This is a genomic window from Actinomadura sp. NPDC048021 (genome assembly GCF_040653135.1).
GTDB lineage: Bacteria > Actinomycetota > Actinomycetes > Streptosporangiales > Streptosporangiaceae > Spirillospora > Spirillospora verrucosospora.
The window spans coordinates 60,832-83,244 of the sequence record NZ_JBEZJQ010000010.1 but is presented as its reverse complement, the minus strand read 5'-3'; the positions used below and the strand labels follow the sequence as shown (position 1 = coordinate 83,244).

Genomic DNA, 22,413 nt, shown 5'->3' with positions numbered 1-22,413 from the left:
GGATGTGGGTGGGGACCATCTCCTCGGTTGCGGTGTGTGCTCGTCTCTCGTCTCGTCTCACGGACGTCTCAGCCGCCCATACGTGCAGACGCGGGCGCGAGATGAGACGTTGAGACGATTACCGGGTGTGATCGGTCGCCTTGTAGCGACCTCGCCCGACTTGGACGGCCTCGCCGGCCTTCACCAGTTCGGCGAGGCGCCGGTAGAGGGTGGGACGGCTCAGCTCTGTGAGCATCAGCAGATGGGCGATCGGGAGGCCCTCCTCCGGCGCGCCGTCCAGGGCTTCTCTCAGTGCTGTCTCGGCGTGGTCTTCGCGGGACGGCGCTACGTGGGTGGACGGCTCGGATACAGGCGCCACGTACGCCTCGTCCAGCGCGCGTAGAGAGACCGCGTCCAGCGTCGGACGGATGGACGCGTGGCGCTCTGCTGTCTCGGCCACGGTGGCATCGGTGAGCAGGTAGGCGCGGCCTCGCCGAGGTGTGTCGTGTTCGGGCGCGGAGAGCAGGAACTTGCCGGGAGCGTTGAGCGTGTGCGCGTGCCATCCGGCGCTGAGCATCCCCTGCCCGAGAATGAGATCAACGTCCTTGCGCTCACGAACGCGGAAGCTCACGCGGACGTCCATCTGTGACCGGACGGCACCCTTGCCCATGGCCTTCTGCGTGGGCCGCTGCGTCGCCGCAATGAGCGTCACGGCGACGGCGCGCCCCCGCCGCGCGATCGAGTCCGTGTCACTTGCGGCATCCGGAGCATCATCGGCGAGTTCGGCGTACTCGTCCACCACGATGACAAGCGCGGGATGCTCCGGCGTCGGATCCCACACGCGCCTCCCGTTGGCCGTAAGCCATTCGGCACGAGCCTCCAGGACGGTGACGGCGTCGCGCAGCATGGCGCGGGCTTGCTCCGGTGTGGTGGCGAGCCGATCGATGCAGGACGCCCACGGCTGGAGCTCCATCCCACGCTTGAGGTCGACCGCCCAGATAACGACATCCCCGCACGCGCTGAGGTTGCCCATCAGGACGTTGATCCCGCCGCTCTTCCCGGAGCCGGCCACACCCCCAAAGAGCCCATGACGTCGCAGCAGCAGAACACGCGCGCCCGTCGCGTCCTCGAACGGGCCAAGGTCGATCGGTTCGGTAATGGACGAGACGGACGGTCCCGGCCACGGGATCGCATCGGCGTGCGGGTCCCTGTCGAGCACCCGCAACTCGAACCGGTTGGCCTTGCCGTCGCGCGTCGGAGCGACGCGCACAGCGCCCCGGAACGTCCCAAGCGCCGACTCGATAGCCGGAACCTTGGCGATGACGTCCTGGATCGTCTGGCCGCGTGCCAGGGCGAACCGTGCGCGCCACCCCCACACGTCCACTACCGCGGATTGCGCGCGTGATCCGGCGAGCCCGACGTCCTTCGCGATCTCCGGCCACGCGGCTATCTGTCGATCGACTCGCACTCTGGCGCGCCGCCTCCGATGGGCCCACCACGGCGCGGCGAGCGCGATTGCGCCCCCGGCGAGCATCACAGGAAGCGGCGGGACCGTGGGGCCGAGTGCAGTAGCCGCAGACAGCCACCCACCCGCGCCCATCACGACGGCAGCGGCATACAGCCGCTCGATTTGCGGGGAGAGGCCCAATCTCTCGCCGAACATGGCGAGAGCCCACGCAGCCAAGCCGGCAAGGGCCAACAGCCACGGCCACCACTCCGGATGCGCGAGATGCAGAACCGCGCCCCCGACGCCGAGCGCAGCCACCAGATACACCGGTCCCAGCTCGGACCGATATCGCCACAAGGCCCGCGCGAGGAGGACAGCGGCCACGTCCGGGAACTGGTCGTCACGGTCGATGATCACCATGGGTTGCAACCCACTGCGCCGCATCTTCTGCGCATGTCGTCGCATCTGCCGCGTCCGGCTCATGAGCGCCCCCAAGACTCCGGCGGAAGGTGGCCTTGCGCGCGTAGTTCATCGCGCAGGTAGTACAGCGGATCCGGTTCGCCGTCGCGGTCGGCTCGGAGAGTGGCTCGCCCCGCAGCCGCCAGATTCGCGCGTTCCCGCCGGACTTTCGCGAGCAGGGACGAGAGCCGGGATATCTCGGAGAGGAGTTGGGGAACATCGGCGAGCGCGGCGTAGAGCCGCGCCCACAGATCCTCGATAAACGGCATCGCGTCGGAAAGGCTGGAGAGGATCTCCCGCGCGGCGAGGCTTCGCGTTCGCACCTCTTGAACGTTGACTTGGACATGTGGCGGTGTATCAGGCACCAAGGCATCCCTCCCTTCGGTAGGGGACGTCAGTGCTGAGAAAGGGACCGGACGAGGACGGCCACCAGCCGGCGGATTTCCGGCGCGGCGCTGGTGGCAGCGAGAAAGAACCCGAACAGCAGGCACACCGCGATGTGCCAGCCGCGAAGTCCCATGTACCGCCACGCGACCCACACCACGGCGCCGAGGATCGCCACCAGGGGAACAGAGACGTTCACTGGCGTACCTCCTCACAGCCACGGAGCCGGGTAGTGCGGGCCGCGCCCGCGCCGGAGCCACCGGGCGCGAGCGCGGCACTTGCGGCACCTGCGGCTACCGGGCTCGACGCGTGCGCCGCAGGGGCACGTGTGACCGGTGATGACGCGAGGCATCCGCATGCTCACCGCCCCGCCGGTACGCGGGCCGGCGCGTCGTCGCACGTGCGGGTGCTGAGCACCCGCCTGGATGCGGTACCGACACGGGACGTCTCGGCGAGCCCTCGCGCAGTCCGGCGCTCTTCGGCGTGGATCCCGATGACGAGCATCGCGAAGATTCCGCAGGTGGAGCCAGCGAGGAAGACGGCGAGGATCGCTGCCAGAACGAGGATCATCTTTGACCACTCCTCTCGTAAGGCCCGTATCCGGCGGGGACGGTCCGGGCGGTCGGTGTCTACGAGAAAGAGAGTGCGCCTGACCTGCGGGACGAGATCACTACATGACTGGACGTGTTCATGACGTCCTCATAGGCTTGACCGCGTCCTAGGACGTCCCGGAATCCGGACGGGTGCATGCCGAACGAACGCCTACGCGCCGCTCTGCTAGAGCAGGGCCTGACTATTGCCACGCTCGCCGAGTCGCTCGACGTGGACCCGAAAACGGTAGAACGGTGGATCACCAAAGACCGCACCCCCTACCGGCGGCATCGCTACGCAGTAGCTTCGCGATTGGGAGTAGACGAGACATTCCTGTGGCCGGACGCCCTCTCCAATGAGCAGGTCACCGCAGCGTCCAGCAGCGAACTAGTGACGATCTACCCGCACCGGACATCCGTCCCGAGGGACGCATGGGGACGTCTCTTCGCCACTGCCAAGGAAGAGATCGGTGTCCTGGTCTACTCCGGCCTCTTCCTCTCCGAAGACTCCGGCATCCAGCGCACGTTCGCCGAGAAAGCCGAGGCCGGTGTCCGCGTCCGCATCCTCCTCGGCGACCCAGACAGCCCACAGGTAGCCGAACGAGGCGACGACGAGGGCGTAGGCGACGCCCAGGCCGCAAAGATCCGCAACGCCCTAGTCCTCTACAAGAATCTGCGCAAGCAAGACGGCGTCGAGTTCCGCTTTCACCGCACGGTCCTCTACAACTCGATCTACCGCGCCGATGACCAGCTCCTCGTCAACACCCACGTCTACGGCGTCACAGGCCCCCACGCCCCCGTCTGGCACCTACGCCGCATAGCCGGCGGAGACCTGGTCAACACCTACCTAGACAGCTTCGAACGCGTCTGGGAAGGCGCCACACCAATACCAGGGGACTGACATGGGCCGCAGGATCGACTACTACGATGACCCCCAAGCCCCTAGCGCCAACAGCCTCGTCCCCGCCGTCAACATCGTTGTAGAGAACGACCGGGGCGAGATCCTCATGATCCGCCGCACTGACAACGACAACTGGGCTCTTCCCGGCGGAGCTATCGACCTAGGTGAGTCCGTAACCCAGGCCGCCATCCGCGAAACCAAAGAAGAAACCGGAATAGACGTAGAGATCACCGGACTGCTTGGTATCTACAGCGACCCAAAACACGTCATCCACTACACCAGCAATGATGAAGTACGTCAAGAATTTTCTATTGTACTAAAGGCAGTTCCCGTCGGTGGCAAACTGCTACTTAGTGCCGAATCGGCAGAAGTGCTCTGGATCGACCCTAGTACTGCAAGTGGGCTTCGAATGCATAACTCCATGCGCGCCCGATTGCAGGATGCTTTTTCCGAAAAGAGCCCGCCTATCATCTCATAGTGACAGGAAATTTGGTCGAAGACAGTAAAAACAGCGGTGTCTTTTCATGGGAGTGTCCAATTAGAAATATCGCTCCAGGTTTGCACGATGCTGCCGGGAGGGGATTCGCGCTGTCCATTCCTGACGTTGGAATAAACTAGCTGTGCGTCTGCAGGTATGCTGTCCCGCTGCCGAGTCTTTATGCCATCATAAATGTAGCACTGCACCTCTCGCGGTTCTTGGCTGCTGCCCACAACAAGCCAAGGACTGAGGCTTTGAGGTGGATACTTTTGCCCGCTGATGGCCAGTTGCGCCGTTTTGAGGGGGCGCTGAACCTCTACGATCCCACGTTTAGATTGACCACTCCCAACAACACGCAGGACAGAATGAGAAAATCTCGTGCCATCATAAGTCATGGAGATCGGCAACACTATTTCGAAATGCCAGAGTGATATTAGTCTATGCGCAATGAGGCTTAGTGTTCTCTCAAGGCTCTGCCTGTCCATTCGGCTAGGAATATAGCCAGAATGCGAAATAGTATTTCGCATGTGAACTATCTTTTGGAAACGATCTCGCATAGTCTGATCAGGGATGAGGCATTGCATCAACGAAAAGAACGGACCTCCATTGTTGGTTCTTTTGGACAATTCGGTGCAAATTGCGAACCAAGTTCCGAAGCTCGGCTTCGTCAACTGTGAGGCGCGTGTGGCCCGTAGCGGTGAAGGTTCTAGAGTAGAAAAACCGACAATCCCTGCAAACTTGAGGAATCCTTCAATTATCCGCAAACCCTCCATGGTGGCACTCTCTGTGTCGTCTAGTTGAAGGTACCTCGTGTAGCGTACGGCCAAGGTAATGGGGAGAAAGTGGCCAGCGTTCTCAAGTGCTCTCGATAGACAGTCGTCTATTATGGAGCTGCATTGACGTAGAAGTTCTTCATCTGCCACGGATTTATCGACCCAGTCCACAGCCCCAAGCCGCATAGCTTCAATAGTCTGACGCTTTGTACCTTCGCCTGAGAGTACGAGCGTAGGTATGCATATCTTCTCCTCACGGAATCTTTCCAGAAGCCATAGGCCTCCCCATTCGCCTGGAGGCATCTTCATGTCAATGATCGCAAGGTCGAATGTTTCTGTTGTTATCTTACTTATAGCCTCCTCGCCGTTGTCGACGACAGTAAGCGAAGCGCCGTTAGCTCTGAGAACTGCGCAAAGAGTTTCGGCTACATCGGTTTGATCGTCAGCCACGAGAATGCGAGTGTCTTGTAGACTGGTCACTATTCGCCCTCTTCTGTAAGTGGTATGGTCAACAACCATACCGTCCCCTGCTGAGATCTTACATTATCTATTTCTCCGCCTGCACGTTGTAGTAGTGTCTTCACACCAACGAGCCCGATGCCATTACCCCGGGACTTTGTACTAGTGACCCTGGCACCGTTCCTGAGAGCGGCAGCCACGCTCTCAGGAAGGCCCGGTCCGCTATCAGCAATCTCTAGCAGTACTTCTGTTCCACTCGTCGTCCAGTCCAGACGAATCGATCCTCCATTAGGCATCGCTTCAATGGAGTTCTGTACCAAATTGTCCAGCACGGCCGTAAGTGATGCTTGATCAAGAGCAATCAGCACAGAATCATCAGCAACCGGCACGGAAAGAGATATTGTGGCCGGCAACCTGCGCAGCATTGCGGCAACATAGTCTCGCAAGACCGGTCCTAGACGAGTAGTTCCATTACCAGGCATGCTGACTAGCGAAGATGCAGCCCTCAGCCTGCGGCCGATCGTAATCGCCCTATCGAGGTGTCGGCTTGCAGTTAGTTGTTGCTCCAATTGAGCTGTGCGCCCTTGCACCGAAGCGGCTAGGGCATGTCGAGATGCTACGAGCTGGTTCTTCAGGTCGTGTAGCAAGTCCGCTACCGCAGCGCTATATGGAACCGGCAACGGTCGCGTCGCCATAGCTGCCGATCTCGTAATCGGATTCTGTAGATCCGCGGCCGTAATAGCTGTCAAAGAAACATTGATTTCATCAGCGTTCAGGCAAGCAGACAGAGTGCCACTAACTTTATTCCAGAGGTTGCACAAATCTTCCACTCGTTGGCCGTTAATGGGCGCATCAGAAGAAATGTAAAAGCGAATGGAGTCTTCTATTGAAATTGTCACGGTTGCCGTGCCGCCAGCTGCCAGTATCTCCCCAAGTAGAGCATCCATAGCCGCGCGGTCGCGCCCTGAGATGATTATGGAGGGCAGCTTGACAGCAAACTCCACTCTATCTCGATAGAGCAGGCGCCAGTCTTCCTGCAGAGATGCTAGTTCGTTATCAGACTCGTCCGATCCGAGAGCACGGTATACCGCGCAGAGATCTGCTAATGATGCGATTCGGCCATCAGAAATTTCTGTGGGCTCTTGAGTTTGGTCGAGCCAATCGAGAACCTTGGAAAGGTAGGGCAGTACGGTGTCGACGCCTTGAAGGGTTGCCACCCCGATCGAACGGAAGAACCGTTCTACATTCTCCGCTTTGAGAACACTAAGATTGTCATTCGTAAGAATATGATCAACCTGCTCAGCCCATTTCAAGAGCTGGAGGGGAGTGGTGGCTAGCTGCGCTCCGAAAAGGTTGCGATCTTTCCACTTCTTTATTCCAGTGGGTAGCGAGGGAACAATGAAGGCGAAATGCTTGAGGAGTAGTCGTGCCAGAGTAGCTTGCGGGTGGCTCGTATCAACGTAATCAGATAGTGAATCAGGATTGGACAGATCATCTATTGTATCTAGCACTATTCGCGATGCTTTATGTTTGGCTCGGGTCTTTCCTGCAACGAAATCTCCTTCTATGGCGAGTTGTTCGTTAAGGACTGTGCTTTGCAGGGTTACTGTGCATTGAAATTGGTTAGCATGCTGCGGACCCCTGACACTCCACGCATAGAACACCTCAAGCTTAGCGATGCTGCACACCACTTGGAGCTTAGTGGTGTCGTCCTGCTCTCGTGCCACGTCTGTGAAGATTGTGTTATAAATCGTATCCCATTGATCCGGCCAACGATCGGTGAGAGAAGTCGACTCTGTAAGGTCGAGATAAACGGCAGCCATAATTGCCTGGAAGGTATTTGCGGCCATTTCCTGAGTAAGGCCATACTTTTTTTGGCCTTCACCAAGGAGGACGCCATCAACTATTCCAGTCCGATAAAAGGCGGATTCGTATATTTCATTAGTTAGGGGTTGAAATTTTAGTTCTTTTGTTCTCTGTCTGATCGCGCGCGAGGAGACTGCGAATGTATGCTCGTACATGAGGACTGTCGCGCCCACTAGGCCTAGCACTTGGTTGTCGCGTTGACGATAATCTCCCATCAGGGCTCTGTTCTCGAAAGCCCAGGATGAATGAATCAGAGATTGTGTTAGAAGGGCACGCTGTGTTGGACGCAGAGAGAAGAGATTCTGTATCGCCTGTACGGTATAAAAATGCTTCTCGGATACAGAGGCAGGGAATGCGTGAGGGGGTGACGAGGCATTTCTCGCCTCTTGCGGTACTGCATAGGAAAGATATTCGTGAAGGAAATTGTTGGCTGCATTTGCGCGGGCCGCGCGCTTGTTCTGTCCCGTTCCGGTTGAGTTCCGCCCTTTCTGATCCGAGACTGTCGCTACGAAGCACGGTAGATGGTCGGGGCCTTCGCGAGTAAAGGTGCACTCCAAGGTTCTCCCGAGCTCCTTCTGTACCGTCTGCAACGGGTCAGCTACCAGGGCTCCAGACTTATTTTCCCCTTCCTCTAGCAATCCTTCAATAAGTCCGTAAGCTATTTTCTCATTTTGAGTTAGACACAGGACGCCGACGAGTTGCTGGAAAAGGTTTCCGGGAACTCGATCTGGCAACTGCTGTACGTTTAGGCTCTTGCCCAACGCCGCAGTTTCAAGAAGCCAGGGCAAATTCTGGGACCAGCGGCCAACGGACGAGAGAACCGTCGCAATGCGATCACTCAAAGGGCCCGGTCTGTCGAAGTTATGCCGAGAATAGCTCCTGGCGGCTGCCGCTCTCCGAAGAAATGCATTGCCTGTATTGCCGAGCGCCGCTAGTGTGCCTGGACTTACTTCGGCCATGTCTTGCTGATGCTCGTAAATATAGCTATCGTGCGATGTCGCGATCAACAGTGCGTTTCTTAGTCGCCCCCTCTGAGAAGAGGAAAGGCCGACCTCAATGAGAGCCTCATATAGAGGGCCTAGATCACGGACGGAAGATACGTGTGGAAAGTCTGCAATTGAAAGCATGGCATGCACGAATAATTATCCCGTGACGGTATTCGACTCGGTGTGGATAAAAAATGGATTGTTAGGACGGATAGTGCGATTAGTGGGATCTTACACGTCCGGTACCATCTGCGTTGGGGGTTTCCCTCACTGGGAAGAGGGTTGCGAGGGTTGTGTTCGGTGCTTGGGGGCCTCCTGTGCACCGAGATTACTCCCGGCGATTATTGCTTACGTTGAGTGATTCTGTTGTTTGTTGCTTATGAGCAATTTCCAGTTCCCGCTGCGTCTGACACACGGCTTTCAGAAGGCTCGGTTCAGCCAACCGGATGGACCTCGCGACTGGTCCCTTCTTTCCGTAGCGCTGCTTGATTTCAGATATGCGTGCGCGTGAATCGATAGGCGCCCCGTTGGGAGCGGTGGTCATATCGCAGTAGGCGAGGGCGTTGCTGAGGTCTGGTGCCTCTGGGCCGAAGTCATAGAGGAGGGCGTCTGCCAGGTTGCGCTGGCGCGCCTCGATTAGGGCGCAGGAATGGTGAGCCACGAGACGACATAGGTGGTCGTTGGCGTGGTGGGTGTCTCGGAGGTAGCGGGCGCCGTCTAGAGGGTGGAATCCCGTGGCTACAAGGTCGGGAGCGTAGCCGATGTCGTGGAGCCATGCGGCGGCCTCTAGGAGATTGGCCTCGTCTCCGAGGATGGGCGCGAGCGTGCGGGCTTGGCGGGCAACGCCCTCGGTGTGTGCCCAGCGGCGGGGGAGTGGGGTCTCTAGGTGCTTGCGTGCGAGGTCGCGGGCCCATGCTGCGGTGTTCTTCTTCATATGGTCGACGCTACGGCGAGGCGGATGGACATCCACGGGCGTGCGGGGCTCATGTTGGGACGTCTTGGCTGACGTAGCGTCCTTTGCCGTGGACGCAGGTTACGAGGCCGGCGGCTTCGAGGGTTTTGAGGGCCGCGCGGGCGGTGGAGCGGGAGACGTCGTGGCGTCGGGCGAGTTGCTTCTCACTGGGGAGCGCGTCGCCTGCTCGGAAGCGTCCGGTCTCGATCTGGTGGCGCAGGTTCGCGGCGATCTGCTCTGTACTCGTGCGCGGTTGGGTGTCGGGGTCTGGGACGAATCGGCCCACGCCAGCGCGGACGGTAATGAGGCCCTCGGCTTGCAGGGCTGAGAGGGCCCGCCGCACGGTGCTGCGGACGACGCCGAACTCGGCGCAGAGGGCGGCCTCGCTCGGTAGCCGGGCGCCAGGGGTGTAGGTGCCATCTGTGAGGCGGTGCCGTAGCACGCGGGTGATGTGCACGTAGGTGCCCCATGCCGTGCGGCGGGTCATGTCAGAGCTGCTCGTCTCTAAGGGGATCGAATGCCGCCGCCACCCACGGTTGGAGCAGGATGTTCAGCTTGTCCGCGGCGAGGCAGAGACGTTTGCACGGCGTGAGCCATAGGCCGGTGCTCGACAGGTACCACCAGGTGCCGTTGCCCCAGGCCACGGAGATGCTCTCGCCGATGGTGGGCGCGTCTTTGGAGTAGACGCGTAGGAGCGTGCGGGGAGTCTCGGTGCGGAGTTGGGTCGTCCAGCCGTCACAGCGCAGGACGAGGGCGAGACGCGTGAGGTGCCAGCGTGCGCGCCATGGACCGCTGTAGGTGGGCGGAGGGAGCGCGGTCGGTGCGTCCGGGGGAAGCAGCACCAACCGCGCCACCTCCTCCCCACCCCATGAGGCCGTGCTCCCCATCACGGCCTCCTCCGGTGACAGTTGCGGGGCTCGCTCCCGTGCCATCACCGGGTCCTTGGGCGCGCGTTCTTGGCGCGCTCGCCCTCGTGCACGAGGGCTTCACGCAACGCGGCGGGGTTCGATGCGATCACCGTCGGATCCACGCCAGCGTGCGGGTCGTGCAGGCTCGCCACCCAGTCTCCGAGGCGTCCGTCCCACCGGGTGGCGCGCCAGATGCGGTATCCGTTGAAGTCCCGGCGCAAGTCGGCGAGCGCCTTCTCTGCCGCTTCTGCTTCGGCTTTGAAGGGGCTGGGATTGGTCTGAGGGGGCTGTTCGGTGGCCATGGGGCGGGCTCCTCGTCTTGCGGGTTCGTTGGTACGAGGTGGCGTGTTCGCCTGTGTCCTGAGCCTTCCGTCCGGTGCGGGACCTCTCTATCGGCATCTAGGGACGTCTAGGGACGTCTTCTGTTAGCGTCGTTCATGCGTCGTTCTCACTTGCATCGCGGGAGGCCCGGTGAACGACTTGTTGCGACGTGCCCTTGCCGACGCGCACCTGACCGAAGCTGACGTTGCGGCGCGGTTGCGTGTGGACCCCAAGACCGTCCAGCGGTGGGTCGCGGGGCGCATGCCCTACCCACGCCACCGGACGCAGGTTGCCTCTCTGGTCGGACGAGACGAGGCCGACCTATGGCCACACCTCGCCATGACGAACGCCCGAGTAGATCCGCCGGCGATCGATGTCTTGGCGACTTACCCCCACCGATGGGCAGTGCCTCGTCCGGTGTGGCACCAGCTCTTCCGGGCCGCGCGCGACGAGATCGGCGTCCTGGCCTACGCGGGACTCTTCCTTGCCGAGGACATGGGCATTATGCGCGTGCTCGCAGAGCGAGCACGCGATGGCGTCGCCGTTCGCATCCTGCTCGGCGACCCGGACGGCACGTGCGTAGCCGAGCGCGGAAGCGACGAGGGCGTAGGCGAGTCCATGGCCGCGAAGATCCGGAACGCTCTGGTCCACTACCGCGCTTTGCGGGAAGTGGAAAGAGTAGAGATCCGGCTACATGACACCGTGCTCTACAACTCCGTCTATCGCGCCGATGACGATTTGTTGATCAACCCGCACGCCTACGGCATCGCTGCGTCCCATGCTCCCGTCCTTCACGTACGGCGGGTTGAAGACGGCGACATGGCGAGCACGTACCTGGAGAGTTTCGAGCGAGTGTGGTCCGGAGCCTCCCTGATGACCTAGGGCGGTCCCGTGTTCTAACGCTCGGAAGCCTGTGCGGAGTTTTCGTACGTCATCAGGGCGGCCCGATAACCGGGCCGCACGCGCCGACTCGGAGCCTGGCTCTCCTCTGCTGGGGTGCCGGCAACGGGACGCAGGTCGACGCAGGTCGGCAGGCGCGAAGGCCAGCAGGAGTCACGGGGCCGCTCGAAGACTGAGGGCAGTTACGGGGTTGAGCTGGCTACGTCCGTACCGCTGGCCGTTCCCGACTTGCGCGGGGCCTCACGGAGAGCCAATGCGGTCAGGCGGAAGCGCCAGCCCGTCCGCCAGTCCAGGCTACCGGCCCCGCTCCCACTCGATTCTGGGACCGCCAGTTCCTCTAGCTGGTAGTCACTTCAAGCCTAGAGGCTAAGATCCTCCACCCTAAGTGCTCGCTCAGCAGAGTCGAGCAACTCTTGATAGGTGATAACTTCAATCCGCGCAAGATGGCTATTGTAAGCACGAAATGCCGAAGAAACTTCCTCCTTGGAATATTTATCGGCCACAAAAATCGGATGGCCCACAACGATAGTGGCGAAAGATCGACGGCAGTCAATTTCAAAGTCGGCAAGGATTGTCGCTCTCTTTTCGTCCAACGACCTCAGGTAATTAACAACCTGTGTAACGGCTCGATGAACTTCGACCCCCACCGAAGGGTGAACTCTCGGCCGCTCTAGCAAGTTTGGTATATTTGCTTGTTTTAGCTCCACTATATGAAGGGCGCCATCGCCTCTCAATAGCGGAATATCGAGAGTGACATCAGTTGCGAGCCGTGGTCGAGTCAACTCTTCAATGTAGCGTCCCCCGAAAATCCATCCCTGCCCCTTCAGTTCGGCGTGAATTTCTAGCTCTGTGCTGGCTGGATTCTCCACTATCCGCCGAAGATTGCGCAGCCGCTCGCGTCGTCGCCGCAGCTCAACCACTTGTGCTAGTAGCTCAACGCCTTCCAGGTCATACAACTCGTCTATGAAGTCAGACGAAAAACCTCCCTTTTTCCCACTCGCTTCTGTCAGTCTAATGTTGATTCGGCGTAGCCACGTTAGATTGTCGGCCGCTCCACGTGGAAGGCTAACGCCACCCAGTCGGTCATCTCCTATTTCCAGACGACGCGCGTCTTGTTCCATTTGCACAAGCCACTGATATGCCTCTCTCCCTGTTGCGTCCTCATTCTGCTTTAGGAGAGCCTTCAGTATTTCGATCGAGCGACTCAGTCCAGCACTTATGACATGTCGCATGTAACGGCTGTCTCGTTCTCGAATTCCAGGAATATAGTTTGTTTCCAGCAAGGTAAGTGGTATGTCCCCTGCCGCATATTCGGCAAAATCTTCCAATCGCTCGGCTATCGCAATTTGTCCAACCCTTTCGGCGGCCCGAGCGCCAACTTGTAGAAAATCGACCAAGGGCTGCCCTCGGCGATACCGATGACCGCGAGAAGTAGGGCTATTCATGAAATCTATCGCTGCGTTAATGTTTCTCTTAATTTCAAAGTTATCGGTCATTTCGCGCGTCTCTTTCAACAGTTGCATCAGGGTGAACCCTGCTCGATAACCCATGCTCCTAATTCTTGTCCCTGCCCAGTCCTCACTCCACCAGAAGTAGCTAAGGTGACTGGCCACGACCGGCCAGTCCTGTGACCAGGAGCGGCCAGGATGCATGAAATGCCTTCCGTTAATTGCCTTCTACGATGAACGGGCCAGTATCACCGCATCAGCGTTGCCTACCGCTCCAGGCCGATGAGGCACTGTGCTGAGCCTTCAGAGGCGCCTTGACCAGGGCACATCCAAGGGACACGAGCACGCGATCATGCGAGAACATCTGCGCAGCTGTTTTGGGGGCGAAGGGGGTTGGTGACGCGTAGAAGCTCCAGTCACGGCCCGAGTCGGGACGCAACTGGAGCTTTCATGGATCACGCTGAGGCGGCTTGGTTCACGTTGGCGATGATCTGCTTCACCTTGCGGCGGTCGATGCCGTGCTTCTCAGCGAGGTAGCGCTGGGAGACCGGGCGGCCAGGGCCCTGCAGGCTTGCCCTGTACTCGTCCAACACTGCTTGTTCCGGGGTTTGCACCACTTCGGTGCGAGGCTGTTCCGGTGTGGTGCGCTCCTCGTCCTGGATGAGGCCGGCGCGAGCGGCGCAGCGGGTGAGGGTCATCAGGAGTTCGAAGGAGCCGACGAGGGCGAGGGTCGGCCAGGCGCTGACTATCGCGCCTATGAGGCCGTGGGTCGCGCCGTGCGCCACGTTGGCGCCTACTGTGGCCACGATGCCTACGGCGAGGCTCCACTTGGCCAAGGGTGGTGCGGGGTGCTGTCGGCGGCTGGCGTCGAGGAGCACCATGGACGCTGCCCAGATGAGGCCGTCCACCGTGAACGGGACAAGGCGTGCGGTTGGGCCGGACTCGCCGTGGGAGTGGACGAGTTCGTAGGCGTGGCGGTACAAGATGACGGCTGCCACGGCGGCTACCGCCACCACGGCGAGTGCGGTTGTGATGCGGATGAGGCGGTCAGTCACGGCCCAGCTCCCGTCGCCACTCCTGGGCGCATGGGTCGTCTTCGCCGTGGGTGATGAGGCGTTCGGCGAGCATCAGGGCCGTGATTGCGGTGTTGCGGTCGACGGGGCGTGGGCACGTGGTGACGTGCCATCCGCAGTCGGTTCGGGTGGCGGTGGCGATGACCTTGCTGTGTGCCGTGGCGGTCATCGTGGTTGTGGTGATTTCTAGGGCCATGGGTGTGGCCTCCTCCCTGCTGAGAGGGGGGAGCCACGGGAGCCAATCCGGGGAGCCAGCGTCAGTTGGTTTGGTTCGACGGTGCTGGACGGGCCCGGACTGGTCCCGTGGGCTCCTTCCCTTGTTTTCGCAGGTGAGCGGCTCCGTGGCCGACTTCCCCGGACGGCTCCGGACGGGCCCTGAATAAGCCTGACTCAGGGGTTCCCTAAGTGAGGCTTAAAGGTGTTCTGGTGGGGGGTTGGGCGGCTTAGCGTTTGGGGTGTCAGATCGGAGACACGGCGGAGGTGCACAGGCGGAGAGCAGAGCGATCGTCGGCTGAGGTTCCGACTGAGGTTCCTGATTGAGACAGACTTCTGGCCTGCACGGCCCCCTAACCCCGCTCTGGGGCCGTGCGGGCCAGAAGCCTTTTCAGGGGCGGGGGAGGGCGCCGAGCAGGAGCAGGCGGAAGGCGTCGGCGGTGCCGGTGGCGGTGGTGTCGCCGGTGGCGAGGCGGCGGATGGCCAGGCCGTAGAGCATCGCGACGATCGCGGGGGCGTGGTGTTCGGCGTCCGGGATGTCCAGGGCCTTCAGGATGGCGGTGGCCAGGCGGTCGTAGGCCTCGATGGAGCGCGTGGAAGTCTCGCGGAGGGCCGGGTCGCGGGCGGCGTGCAGGTGGAGTTCGAGGTTCGCGATCTGCTCGGGGCCGTGGGCGAACTCGACGACGGCCTTCTCGACCTGGTCGGCGGCCTGGACGGGCGCGATGCCGGACTCGGCGAGGGCTGTGACGTAGGCCGTGATGCGGGCGATCTCCTGCTCGACGAAGGCGTGCAGCGCCTCGCGCAGCAGGTCCTCCTGGCTGGGGAAGTGGTAGGTCAGGGAGCCGAGGGAGACGCCGGCCGCGCGGGCGACGGCGCGGTTGGTCACGGCGCCGATGCCCTGTTCGCCGATCAGGCGGAGGGTGGCGTGGAGGATCCGGTCACGGGCGTTCATCGGTGCTCAGTCTTCCCCACAACGGATGCGTTCAGTATCGTTCGTTCGAACGAACGATAGCGGGAGGCGGCGTGGAGCTGGGGCTGGCCGGGCAGGCGGAGGCGCTGGCGAGGGGAGAGATCTCCTCGAGTGAGCTGGTGGAGGAGAGCCTGGAGGCCATCGGCCGGGGCGAGGCGCTCGGCGCCTTCCGGGTGGTGCGGGCCGAGGCGGCCGCGCAGGAGGCGCTGGAGGCCGACAAGCGGCTGGCGGAGGGGGAGCGGCTGCCGCTGCTCGGGGTGCCCGTCGCCATCAAGGACGACACGGACATCGCGGGGGAGACCACGCCCTTCGCGGTGGCGGGGGACCACCGGCCGGTGGCGCGGGACGGGGAGGTCGTGCGCAAGCTGCGGGCGGCCGGGGCCGTCATCGTGGGGAAGACGACGACGTGCGAGCTCGGGTTGTGGCCGTTCAGCGAGTCGCGGGAGTACGGGATCGCGAGGAACCCGTGGAATCCCGACTACTCGCCGGGCGGGTCGTCGGGCGGGTCGGCGGCGGCCGTGGCGGCGGGCATGGTCGCGGCGGCGGTCGGGTCCGACGGGGCGGGGTCGATCCGCATCCCGGCGGCGTGGACGGGCCTGGTGGGCATCAAGCCCCAGCGCGGCCGGGTCTCCGGGCACCCGCACACCGATCCGTTCAACGGGATCACCGTGTGGGGGCCGCTCGCGCGCACCGTGGGGGACGCGGCCCTGCTGCTCGACGTGCTGACCGGCAGCCACGCCGAGGACGTGTACCGGCTCGACCCGCCGATCACCCCGTTCGCCGAGGCGGCGAGGCGGGAGCCGGGCAGGCTGCGGATCGCCGTCTCCTACCGGACGGCCCTCGGGGTCAGCGGGAGGCTCGACCCGCAGATCCGGGCGGCCGTCGAGCGGCTCGCGCGGAGGCTGACCGACCTCGGGCACAAGGTGTTCCCGGCCGACCCCGACTACGGGCCGACGGCGCTCGGGCTGGTGCCGCGCGGGACGGCCGGGGTCGCCGACTGGCTGGACTCCCTGCCGAACCCGCGGCCCGACCCGAGGACGGAGGCCGAGGCGCGGCTGGGGAGGGTCCTCGGGAGGAGGCTGCTGCCCCTGGCCAAGCGGCTGGACCCGTATCTGCGGAGGCGGGTCGGGCGCATCTTCCAGATCGCGGACGTGGTGATGACGCCCACGACGGCGCAGCCGCCGCTGCGGGTCGGGGCCTTCGACGGGGCCGGCTACCACCGGACGCAGTCGGGGGTCGCGGCCGCGTGCCCTTACGCGTGGACGTGGAACGTGCTGGGATGGCCCGGAGTGAACGTCCCCGCGGGGTTCACCAGGAACGGGCTGCCCATCGGCGCCCAGTTGCTCGGGCACGACTCCGACGAGGCGACGCTCATCTCGCTCGCGGCGCAGCTGGAGTCGGTCGAAGGGTGGGCCGGGCTGCGCCCCTAGACGCGTGACGGGCCGCCGGTGCGGGGGTCCAAGCCGGTACCGGCGGCCCGTCGCGTTCAGTAGCCGGCGCCGGTGAGCATGCCGCCGTCGACGAGGACCTCGCTGCCGGTGCAGTAGGTCGAGTCGTCCGAGGCGAGGAAGACGACCAGTCCGGTGATCTCCTGCGCCTTGCCCATGCGGCCGAGGGGGAGCGCCTTCATGAACGCGTCGGCGCTGGCGGCCGTGGCGGAGACGATGTCGTCCTGCATGGTCAGGGGCGTCAGCACCCCGCCGGGGTGGATGGAGTTCACGCGGATGCCGTACTGGCCGAGCTCGCGGGCGGCGGACTTGGTCAGCCCCCGGACGCCGAACTTGCTGGCGCTGTAGGCGGCGAGGCCGGCGGCGCCGATGAAGCCCTCGGTCGAGGACACGTTGACGATCGAGCCGCCGCCCGCCGCGCGCATCGGGGCGGTCACCGTCTTCACCCCGAGCCACTGGCCGACCAGGTTCACGTCCAGGATCTGGCGGAACTCCTCGACGGCCATGTTCTCGATGGTCTTGTGCCGGAGGATCCCGGCATTGTTGACCAGGACGTTCAGCGCCCCGAAGGTCTCGGTGGCGGTCTGGACGGCCCGCTGCCAGTCCTCCTCGCGGGACACGTCCATCCGGACGAAGCGGGCGCCGTCCCCGAGGTCGGCGGCCAGCTTGGCGCCCTCCTCCTCCAGGACGTCGCCGAAGACCACCCTGGCGCCCTCGTCCAGGAACCGCCGGACGTGCGCCTTGCCCATGCCGCGCGCGCCGCCCGTGATCAGCGCCACCTTGCCGTCAAGCTGCCCCATCAACGCTCCTCGTCGCCCGTTGCCTCCCGGTCAACCTAGCGAACGCTTGGTCAACTGAACAAGGCGGCCCTAGCCGGCGCGCAGCCCGCCGAACATCAGCGTGAGCATCCGGTCGGCGTACGCGCCGGGGTCGGGGGTGCGCTCGGACGCGACGCCGATCGCGTTCGCGAGCCGCAGCAGGTCGCCGGGATCGATCTCGGCGCGGACGGAGCCGGTCCGCTGCGCCCGCTCCAGCAGCCGGCCGAGCGCGGTGCGGATGGCGTCGGCCGCGGCGCCGAGCCCGGTGGCCGCCCACTCGGGCCCCATCGCCTCGATGATCACGGTGCAGGTGCCGCGCGGGGTCGAGGCGCCCGCGAGGTAGGTGCGCAGCCAGCGGGCGAGCGCCGCCTCCGGGTCCGGTTCGGCCAGCAGCGCGTCGGCGTGCCCGAGCAGGCCGTCGATCCGCTCGCGCAGGACGGCGTGCAGCAGCGCGTCCCGGGTGGGAAAGTGCCGGTAGAGCGTCCCCGACCCGACGCCCGCCCGCCTGGCGATCTCGTCGAGGGACGCGCCCGTGCCGTGCTCGGTGAAGGCGGTGCGAGCCGTCGTGACGAGTCGCTCGTAGTTGCGGCGGGCGTCGGCCCGCATCGGCCGGGTCTCCATGGGCACCGTCCAGCGGTCGCGGGCGGCCTGACGCGGCCCCCGGCCTGCTTCTTTCGACGAGCCTGCCATTGTCCAGGGCGGATGCGCTACCCGGAGCGCGCGGCGAGTGCGCCGCGGGACAGCCGGTCGGCCCTGCGCGTCGTCTCCGGCAGCCGGTACTCGGGCGTCAGGGCGAGGACGGTGCGGCACGCGGCGTCGAGGCCGGTGCGGTGGCCGACGGACACGAACACCGGCTTCACGCCGTCGCGGGTCCGCAGCACCCGCCCGACGGTCTCGCCGCCGTCCAGCAGCGGGCTCGCGTCGCCGCGCCGCGGGCCCGGCTGCTCGTACGTCCCGACGAACGCGGTCTTGCCGACGCCGACGGACGGCAGGCCGGTCAGCACGCCGAGGTGGCACGCGAGGCCGAAGCGGCGCGGGTGCGCGATCCCGAAGCCGTCGCAGAGGAGCAGGTCGGGCGTGGTCTCCAGGGCGCGGAGCGCGTCGAGCAGCGTGGGCAGCTCCCGGAACGCGAACAGGCCCGGGACGTAGGGGAAGGCCGCCGTTCCGACGGCGACCGACTCCTCGACGACCTCCAGCGTCGCGGCGTCCAGGACGACCACGGCGGCGGCCAACCGGTCGCCCGCGCCGCCGCCGTCGCCCGCGTAGGAGACGTCCAGGCCGGCGACGGTGCGCGGCGCGGCCGGGCCCGGGACGTCGAGTTCGAGCATCGGACGCAGCCGGTCCTGGATCGCCTCGGCCTCCCGCGGCGTGGACGGCCAGGGATGCAGATCGCGTACGTCCATGGCAGGACGCTACCGCTCTTGCGCGGCGGCGACCGCGGCCGTCACGACAGCGACGCGTACGCCGCCTGCGTCAGCCGGTAGGCGCGCAGGTCGCCGGACGCCTGGTCGCCCATCAGGTTCGGCAGGTAGGCGAGCGCGAGCCCGGCCTCGGGGTCGCCGAGCCCGACCGAGCCGCCCGCGCCGGTGTGGCCGAACGCCGACGCGCGCCCCGCCCTCGGGGTGAAGAAGGTCTGCGAGGGGCGCATGAATCCGAGGCCGAAGGTGCTCCGGACGAGCAGCGTGCGGTCGGGGCCGCTGACGCGCGGGCGGACGGCCTCGCGCAGCGTGTCCGGGCGCAGGACGCGGCCCGCCGTGAGGTCGCGGTAGAACCCGGCGAGCGCGGGCGCGGTCGTCGTCATCCCCGCGGCAGGCCACCCGGCGCGCAGCACGACCGGGTTGTTGTAGCCGCCCTTGCCCGGATGCGGGTTGTTCAGCGACCGGTTCATCATGGACCGCGGGTCGGTGTAGGCCTCGGCGAGCCGGGTCAGGACGTCCTGCCCGGTGGCGCCGAGCGCGTCGGTTCCGGGCGCGTCGGTCCCGCCGCCGGTACGCCGGCCCGCCGACAGTTTCGCGGCCCGCTCGATCACCTCGTCCGGGGCCCCGATCCACAGGTCCAGGTCGCGGGCGAACTCGTCCTTCACGAAGGCGCCGACCGTCCGCCCGCCGGAGTGGCGGCGGACGATCTCACCGGCCAGCCAGCCGTAGGTCAGCGCGTGGTAGCCGTGGGCCTCGCCGGGCGTCCACTCGGGCTCCTGCGCGGCCAGTTCCGCCGCGCGAGCCGGGGCGTCCGCGGCCTCCTCCGCGGAGACGGGACGCGCGAACGCGGGCAGGCCCACCTGGTGCGACAGCAGATGCGCGGCCGTCGCGCCGTCCTTGCCCGCGGCGCCGAACTCCGGCCACCAGTCCGTGACCGGGCCGTCGACGTCGTAGGCGCCGCGCTCGGCGAGCAGCAGCGCCGCCGCGGCCGTCACCGCCTTGGTGCAGGAGAACCCGAAGCAGGGGGTGTCGGCCTGCCACGCGCGTCCGGTGCGGCGGTCGGCGACACCGCCCCACAGGTCGACGACCTTGCGGTCGCCCGCGTAGACGGCGACGGCGGCGCCCAGCTCGCGTCCCTCGGCGAAGTGCTCCTCGAACACGTCGCGGACGCGGGCGAACGCCGGATCGCAGTGGCCCTGCACCGTGCTGCTCATGCGCGATCCTCTCAGGCGGGGACTCCATAGAATCACGTTCTAGGACGTTCCGCCGCGCCGGGATCGCCTCAGGATCGGCCCAGGTGGTGGACGGGTTCGGTGATCGGGCCGGCGGCGCGCTGGGCGGGGCGCGTCCGGCCGAACTCCAGCGTGAGCAGCGCCGCGGCCAGCCACGCGATGTCGAACCAGGACCGGAAGACCACGCTGCGCGGCTTGTAGGACGGCCTGAACTTCTTGTCGAACAGGTACAGCGACTCCACGGCGATCCACGGGTCGAGGAGGTGCAGCGCCCGGTAGCCGGCCTTCTCCAGCAGGCCGCGCTCGTCGGCGTCCAGCAGCTCGCGGAAGGCGGCGAAGTTCAGCGAGACGAGCCCGTGCCCGTGCTCCGCCGCGTACTCGACCATCTCGACGATGAGGCGCTCGTTGACGCCGTTCGGGCCGCCGGGGTCGCGGCGCATCGCGTCCAGGCTGACGCCCTCGCCCGCGGTGACGTAGCGCTGGAACGCGATGGGCTCCTTGTCCTCGTCGTAGGCGACGGCGACGATCGCGCCCGGGTGGTACCCGGTGAGCAGCTCGTCCAGGTTCATGGAGAAGCCGCGTTCGGCCGCGCCGCCGAGGGAGCGGGACGCGACGTCCAGCAGCTTCCCGCGCAGCGCGGGCGTGAGCTCCCGTTCCGGGAGGATCTCGGACGAGACGCCGAAGTTCTCGGTGCGCTTGACGGCCTGCCGGACGTTGCGCATCTTCCGCCCGGACAGGCTGAACTCGGCGGGGCGGATGACGACCTCGTCGCCGAAGCCGATCGAGCGGCACCGCCCCCAGGCCGGGAGCAGGGCGTCGCTCGCGCCGAGGACGGCCGGGCGCCAGCCGGTGGTCCGGCACATCGACAGGAACGCCCGCACGGCGTCGGTGTGCGAGGCCGGGTCGCCGACCGGGTCGCCGCCCGCCACCGCCATGCCGAACAGGACCCGGTAGCCGATCGCGGCGCGGCCGTCCGCGCTGAACACGTACGCCTTGTCGCGGCGCAGCGCGAACGGGGCGAGGGTGTCGGAGCCGGGGTGCAGGACGAGGCCCGCGACGCGGGCGCGCTCCGCCTCGTCGCCGGGCGGGGGCGCCGGGTCGGGCGCGAGGAGTGTGATCACCAGGACGAGCAGGCCGGCGGCGCCGGCGAGGCCGAGCACGCCCGGGAGCCAGGACGCCCCGTCCATGGGCGCGCCGGTGGCGCCGAGCCCGATGGCGACGTCGCCGACCGACCGGACCGACACCCCGCCGAGGACCAGCGAGAAGAGGGTCGCGGCGGCGAGCAGCAGGGCGCCGGTCTTCACGGCCGCGCGGACGCGTTCGGGGTGCGGGCGCACGGGGAACCGGCCGCGCTCCAGCCACAGCCCGCCGAGGGCGGCGGCGAGGAGCGGCAGCCGCCACAGCGGGTCGTCGCCGGACAGCGCGGCGAGCAGGCCGAGGAGCGCCAGCGTGACGAGCCCGTACCAGGCGGCGCGGCGGCGCAGCAGCACGCCGCGGGCGACCAGGGCGAGCGCGAGGGCCAGCGCGACGGCGTGCTCCGGCCTCAGCGGGCTGCCGGTGGCGAGCTCGGACAGCCGGCCGAGCCAGTGCGGGGCGTCCGCGAACGCGGGCACCGCGATCAGGGCGGCGACCAGGGCCGCCGTCAGCGCGAGCGGCCAGACGGGCCGCGCATGGGGCGCCGCGTCCGGTCCGCCCGCGGCCGGAGGGCGGGAAACGCCGGCCCTCCGCAAAGACTCGTCCGATAGCACGAAGCACACCTCCGCTGAGCCCCCAACCAAGATCTTCCGGAACTCATTCCCGGGTTCGGTCGTTGTTATGGGGCCTTGACCCAGCGTACGGCCGGACCGCCGGCCGGGCGCCGTCACCGGGGCATACCCGGCCGGGTGGCCGGGACACCGCTAGCCTCGTGGTGATGAAGAGGCTCCTGCTCGTCCACCACACGCCCTCGCCGTCCGTCCAGGCGATGGTCGAGGCGGTGCGCGCCGGCGCGTCGACCGACGAGGTCCAGGGGGTGGAGGTCGTGTCCCGCGCGGCGCTGTCCGCCACCGCCGTGGACGTCCTGGAGGCCGACGGCTACCTTCTGGGCTCCCCGGTGAACCTCGGCTACCTGTCCGGTGCGCTGAAGCACTTCTTCGACCAGATCTACTACCCCTGCCTGGAGGAGACGGTGCGCCGCCCGTTCGGCGCCTTCCTGCATGGCAACAACGACGCCACCGGCGCCGTGCGGGCCCTGGACGCCATCACCACAGGGCTGAGGTGGAAGGCCGTCCAGCCGCCCGTGGTGGTGATGGGCGAGCCCGGCAAAGCGGATCTCGAGGCGTGCTGGGAACTCGGCGCGATCACTGCGGCGGAGCTCGGAGACGTCTGAGGCGGGTGCGCCGCCTGTAGCG

24 protein-coding genes are annotated in these 22,413 nt (G+C 65.4%); 5 read left to right on the top strand and 19 right to left on the bottom strand.

Annotated elements, in window-relative coordinates; genetic code table 11:
• Nucleotides 1–118 precede the first annotated feature (118 nt).
• The 4 genes from AB0C87_RS18325 to AB0C87_RS18310 all read right to left on the bottom strand — a co-directional run bounded on the left by AB0C87_RS18325 (nt 119) and on the right by AB0C87_RS18310 (nt 2,839).
• Nucleotides 119–1,846: a cell division protein FtsK gene (locus tag AB0C87_RS18325; protein ID WP_360578581.1), complete on the bottom strand. Its 1,728-nt coding sequence runs from the start codon at nt 1,844–1,846 to the stop codon at nt 119–121.
• A gap of 59 nt (nt 1,847–1,905) precedes the next feature.
• Nucleotides 1,906–2,208, bottom strand: a complete 303-nt coding sequence (locus AB0C87_RS18320; RefSeq protein ID WP_360578579.1) for a hypothetical protein — start codon at nt 2,206–2,208, stop codon at nt 1,906–1,908.
• A gap of 71 nt (nt 2,209–2,279) precedes the next feature.
• On the bottom strand, nt 2,280–2,468 hold the full coding sequence (locus tag AB0C87_RS18315) for a hypothetical protein (RefSeq protein WP_185025836.1): 189 nt from the start codon (nt 2,466–2,468) through the stop codon (nt 2,280–2,282).
• A 161-nt stretch (nt 2,469–2,629) separates the two neighbouring features.
• Entirely contained in the window at nt 2,630–2,839 is a 210-nt protein-coding gene (locus AB0C87_RS18310) for a hypothetical protein (protein WP_179833436.1), read from the bottom strand.
• Between the two features lie 177 nt (nt 2,840–3,016).
• On the opposite strand from AB0C87_RS18310, the gene AB0C87_RS18305 reads away from it, so the two are divergent.
• Nucleotides 3,017–3,760: a helix-turn-helix transcriptional regulator gene (locus AB0C87_RS18305; protein ID WP_360578577.1), complete on the top strand. Its 744-nt coding sequence runs from the start codon at nt 3,017–3,019 to the stop codon at nt 3,758–3,760.
• 1 nt (nt 3,761) lies between these two features.
• Nucleotides 3,762–4,238 carry an NUDIX domain-containing protein gene (locus AB0C87_RS18300; protein ID WP_360578575.1) on the top strand — a complete coding sequence of 159 codons (477 nt, stop codon included), beginning with the start codon at nt 3,762–3,764 and terminating at the stop codon, nt 4,236–4,238.
• Between the two features lie 44 nt (nt 4,239–4,282).
• Here AB0C87_RS18300 and AB0C87_RS18295 read toward each other — a convergent pair whose 3' ends face one another.
• From AB0C87_RS18295 to AB0C87_RS18270, 6 genes are all read right to left on the bottom strand, one after another.
• Nucleotides 4,283–5,530, bottom strand: a complete 1,248-nt coding sequence (locus tag AB0C87_RS18295) for a response regulator (RefSeq protein WP_360578573.1) — start codon at nt 5,528–5,530, stop codon at nt 4,283–4,285.
• The gene (locus AB0C87_RS18290) at nt 5,491–8,097 is read right to left on the bottom strand and encodes a sensor histidine kinase (RefSeq protein WP_360578571.1); all 2,607 of its coding nucleotides are present in this window, start codon (nt 8,095–8,097) and stop codon (nt 5,491–5,493) included. Before AB0C87_RS18290 ends, AB0C87_RS18295 begins: the two co-directional genes overlap by 40 nt.
• Before the next feature lie 553 nt (nt 8,098–8,650).
• Nucleotides 8,651–9,256 carry an HD domain-containing protein gene (locus tag AB0C87_RS18285; RefSeq protein ID WP_360578569.1) on the bottom strand — a complete coding sequence of 202 codons (606 nt, stop codon included), beginning with the start codon at nt 9,254–9,256 and terminating at the stop codon, nt 8,651–8,653.
• A 49-nt stretch (nt 9,257–9,305) separates the two neighbouring features.
• Nucleotides 9,306–9,761 (bottom strand): GntR family transcriptional regulator, encoded by a 456-nt coding sequence (locus tag AB0C87_RS18280; protein ID WP_360578567.1) that lies wholly within the window; start codon nt 9,759–9,761, stop codon nt 9,306–9,308.
• 1 nt (nt 9,762) lies between these two features.
• Nucleotides 9,763–10,206: a hypothetical protein gene (locus tag AB0C87_RS18275; RefSeq protein ID WP_360578565.1), complete on the bottom strand. Its 444-nt coding sequence runs from the start codon at nt 10,204–10,206 to the stop codon at nt 9,763–9,765.
• Nucleotides 10,206–10,484, bottom strand: a complete 279-nt coding sequence (locus AB0C87_RS18270) for a hypothetical protein (protein ID WP_360578563.1) — start codon at nt 10,482–10,484, stop codon at nt 10,206–10,208. Before AB0C87_RS18270 ends, AB0C87_RS18275 begins: the two co-directional genes overlap by 1 nt.
• Nucleotides 10,485–10,653: 169 nt before the next feature.
• On the opposite strand from AB0C87_RS18270, the gene AB0C87_RS18265 reads away from it, so the two are divergent.
• Nucleotides 10,654–11,385: an XRE family transcriptional regulator gene (locus tag AB0C87_RS18265; protein ID WP_360578561.1), complete on the top strand. Its 732-nt coding sequence runs from the start codon at nt 10,654–10,656 to the stop codon at nt 11,383–11,385.
• Between the two features lie 377 nt (nt 11,386–11,762).
• On the opposite strand, the gene AB0C87_RS18260 is transcribed toward AB0C87_RS18265, so the two are convergent.
• The 4 genes from AB0C87_RS18260 to AB0C87_RS18245 form a co-directional block, all read right to left on the bottom strand.
• Nucleotides 11,763–12,953 (bottom strand): Shedu anti-phage system protein SduA domain-containing protein, encoded by a 1,191-nt coding sequence (locus tag AB0C87_RS18260; RefSeq protein WP_360578560.1) that lies wholly within the window; start codon nt 12,951–12,953, stop codon nt 11,763–11,765.
• A gap of 353 nt (nt 12,954–13,306) precedes the next feature.
• Nucleotides 13,307–13,906, bottom strand: a complete 600-nt coding sequence (locus AB0C87_RS18255) for a DUF2637 domain-containing protein (RefSeq protein WP_360578559.1) — start codon at nt 13,904–13,906, stop codon at nt 13,307–13,309.
• Entirely contained in the window at nt 13,899–14,093 is a 195-nt protein-coding gene (locus AB0C87_RS18250) for a hypothetical protein (protein ID WP_360578557.1), read from the bottom strand. Before AB0C87_RS18250 ends, AB0C87_RS18255 begins: the two co-directional genes overlap by 8 nt.
• 435 nt (nt 14,094–14,528) lie before the next feature.
• Entirely contained in the window at nt 14,529–15,089 is a 561-nt protein-coding gene (locus tag AB0C87_RS18245) for a TetR family transcriptional regulator (RefSeq protein WP_353832845.1), read from the bottom strand.
• Between the two features lie 71 nt (nt 15,090–15,160).
• On the opposite strand from AB0C87_RS18245, the gene AB0C87_RS18240 reads away from it, so the two are divergent.
• Nucleotides 15,161–16,537 (top strand): amidase, encoded by a 1,377-nt coding sequence (locus tag AB0C87_RS18240; protein ID WP_360578555.1) that lies wholly within the window; start codon nt 15,161–15,163, stop codon nt 16,535–16,537.
• Nucleotides 16,538–16,593: 56 nt separating this feature from the next.
• On the opposite strand, the gene AB0C87_RS18235 is transcribed toward AB0C87_RS18240, so the two are convergent.
• The 5 genes from AB0C87_RS18235 to AB0C87_RS18215 all read right to left on the bottom strand — a co-directional run bounded on the left by AB0C87_RS18235 (nt 16,594) and on the right by AB0C87_RS18215 (nt 21,771).
• Entirely contained in the window at nt 16,594–17,355 is a 762-nt protein-coding gene (locus AB0C87_RS18235; RefSeq protein ID WP_345175142.1) for a glucose 1-dehydrogenase, read from the bottom strand.
• Nucleotides 17,356–17,424: 69 nt separating this feature from the next.
• On the bottom strand, nt 17,425–17,994 hold the full coding sequence (locus AB0C87_RS18230) for a TetR/AcrR family transcriptional regulator (RefSeq protein ID WP_360578553.1): 570 nt from the start codon (nt 17,992–17,994) through the stop codon (nt 17,425–17,427).
• An 86-nt stretch (nt 17,995–18,080) separates the two neighbouring features.
• Nucleotides 18,081–18,776, bottom strand: coding sequence for a deoxyribonuclease V (nfi, locus tag AB0C87_RS18225; protein ID WP_353832842.1), 696 nt, complete (start codon nt 18,774–18,776; stop codon nt 18,081–18,083).
• A 41-nt stretch (nt 18,777–18,817) separates the two neighbouring features.
• Complete coding sequence (locus tag AB0C87_RS18220; protein ID WP_345175147.1) at nt 18,818–20,005, bottom strand: serine hydrolase domain-containing protein; 1,188 nt, start codon at nt 20,003–20,005, stop codon at nt 18,818–18,820.
• A 68-nt stretch (nt 20,006–20,073) separates the two neighbouring features.
• Nucleotides 20,074–21,771 (bottom strand): phosphatidylglycerol lysyltransferase domain-containing protein, encoded by a 1,698-nt coding sequence (locus AB0C87_RS18215; protein WP_345175148.1) that lies wholly within the window; start codon nt 21,769–21,771, stop codon nt 20,074–20,076.
• Between the two features lie 164 nt (nt 21,772–21,935).
• Here AB0C87_RS18215 and AB0C87_RS18210 point away from each other — a divergent pair, with 164 nt between their 5' ends.
• Entirely contained in the window at nt 21,936–22,391 is a 456-nt protein-coding gene (locus AB0C87_RS18210) for an NAD(P)H-dependent oxidoreductase (protein WP_360578550.1), read from the top strand.
• Nucleotides 22,392–22,413 lie beyond the last annotated feature (22 nt).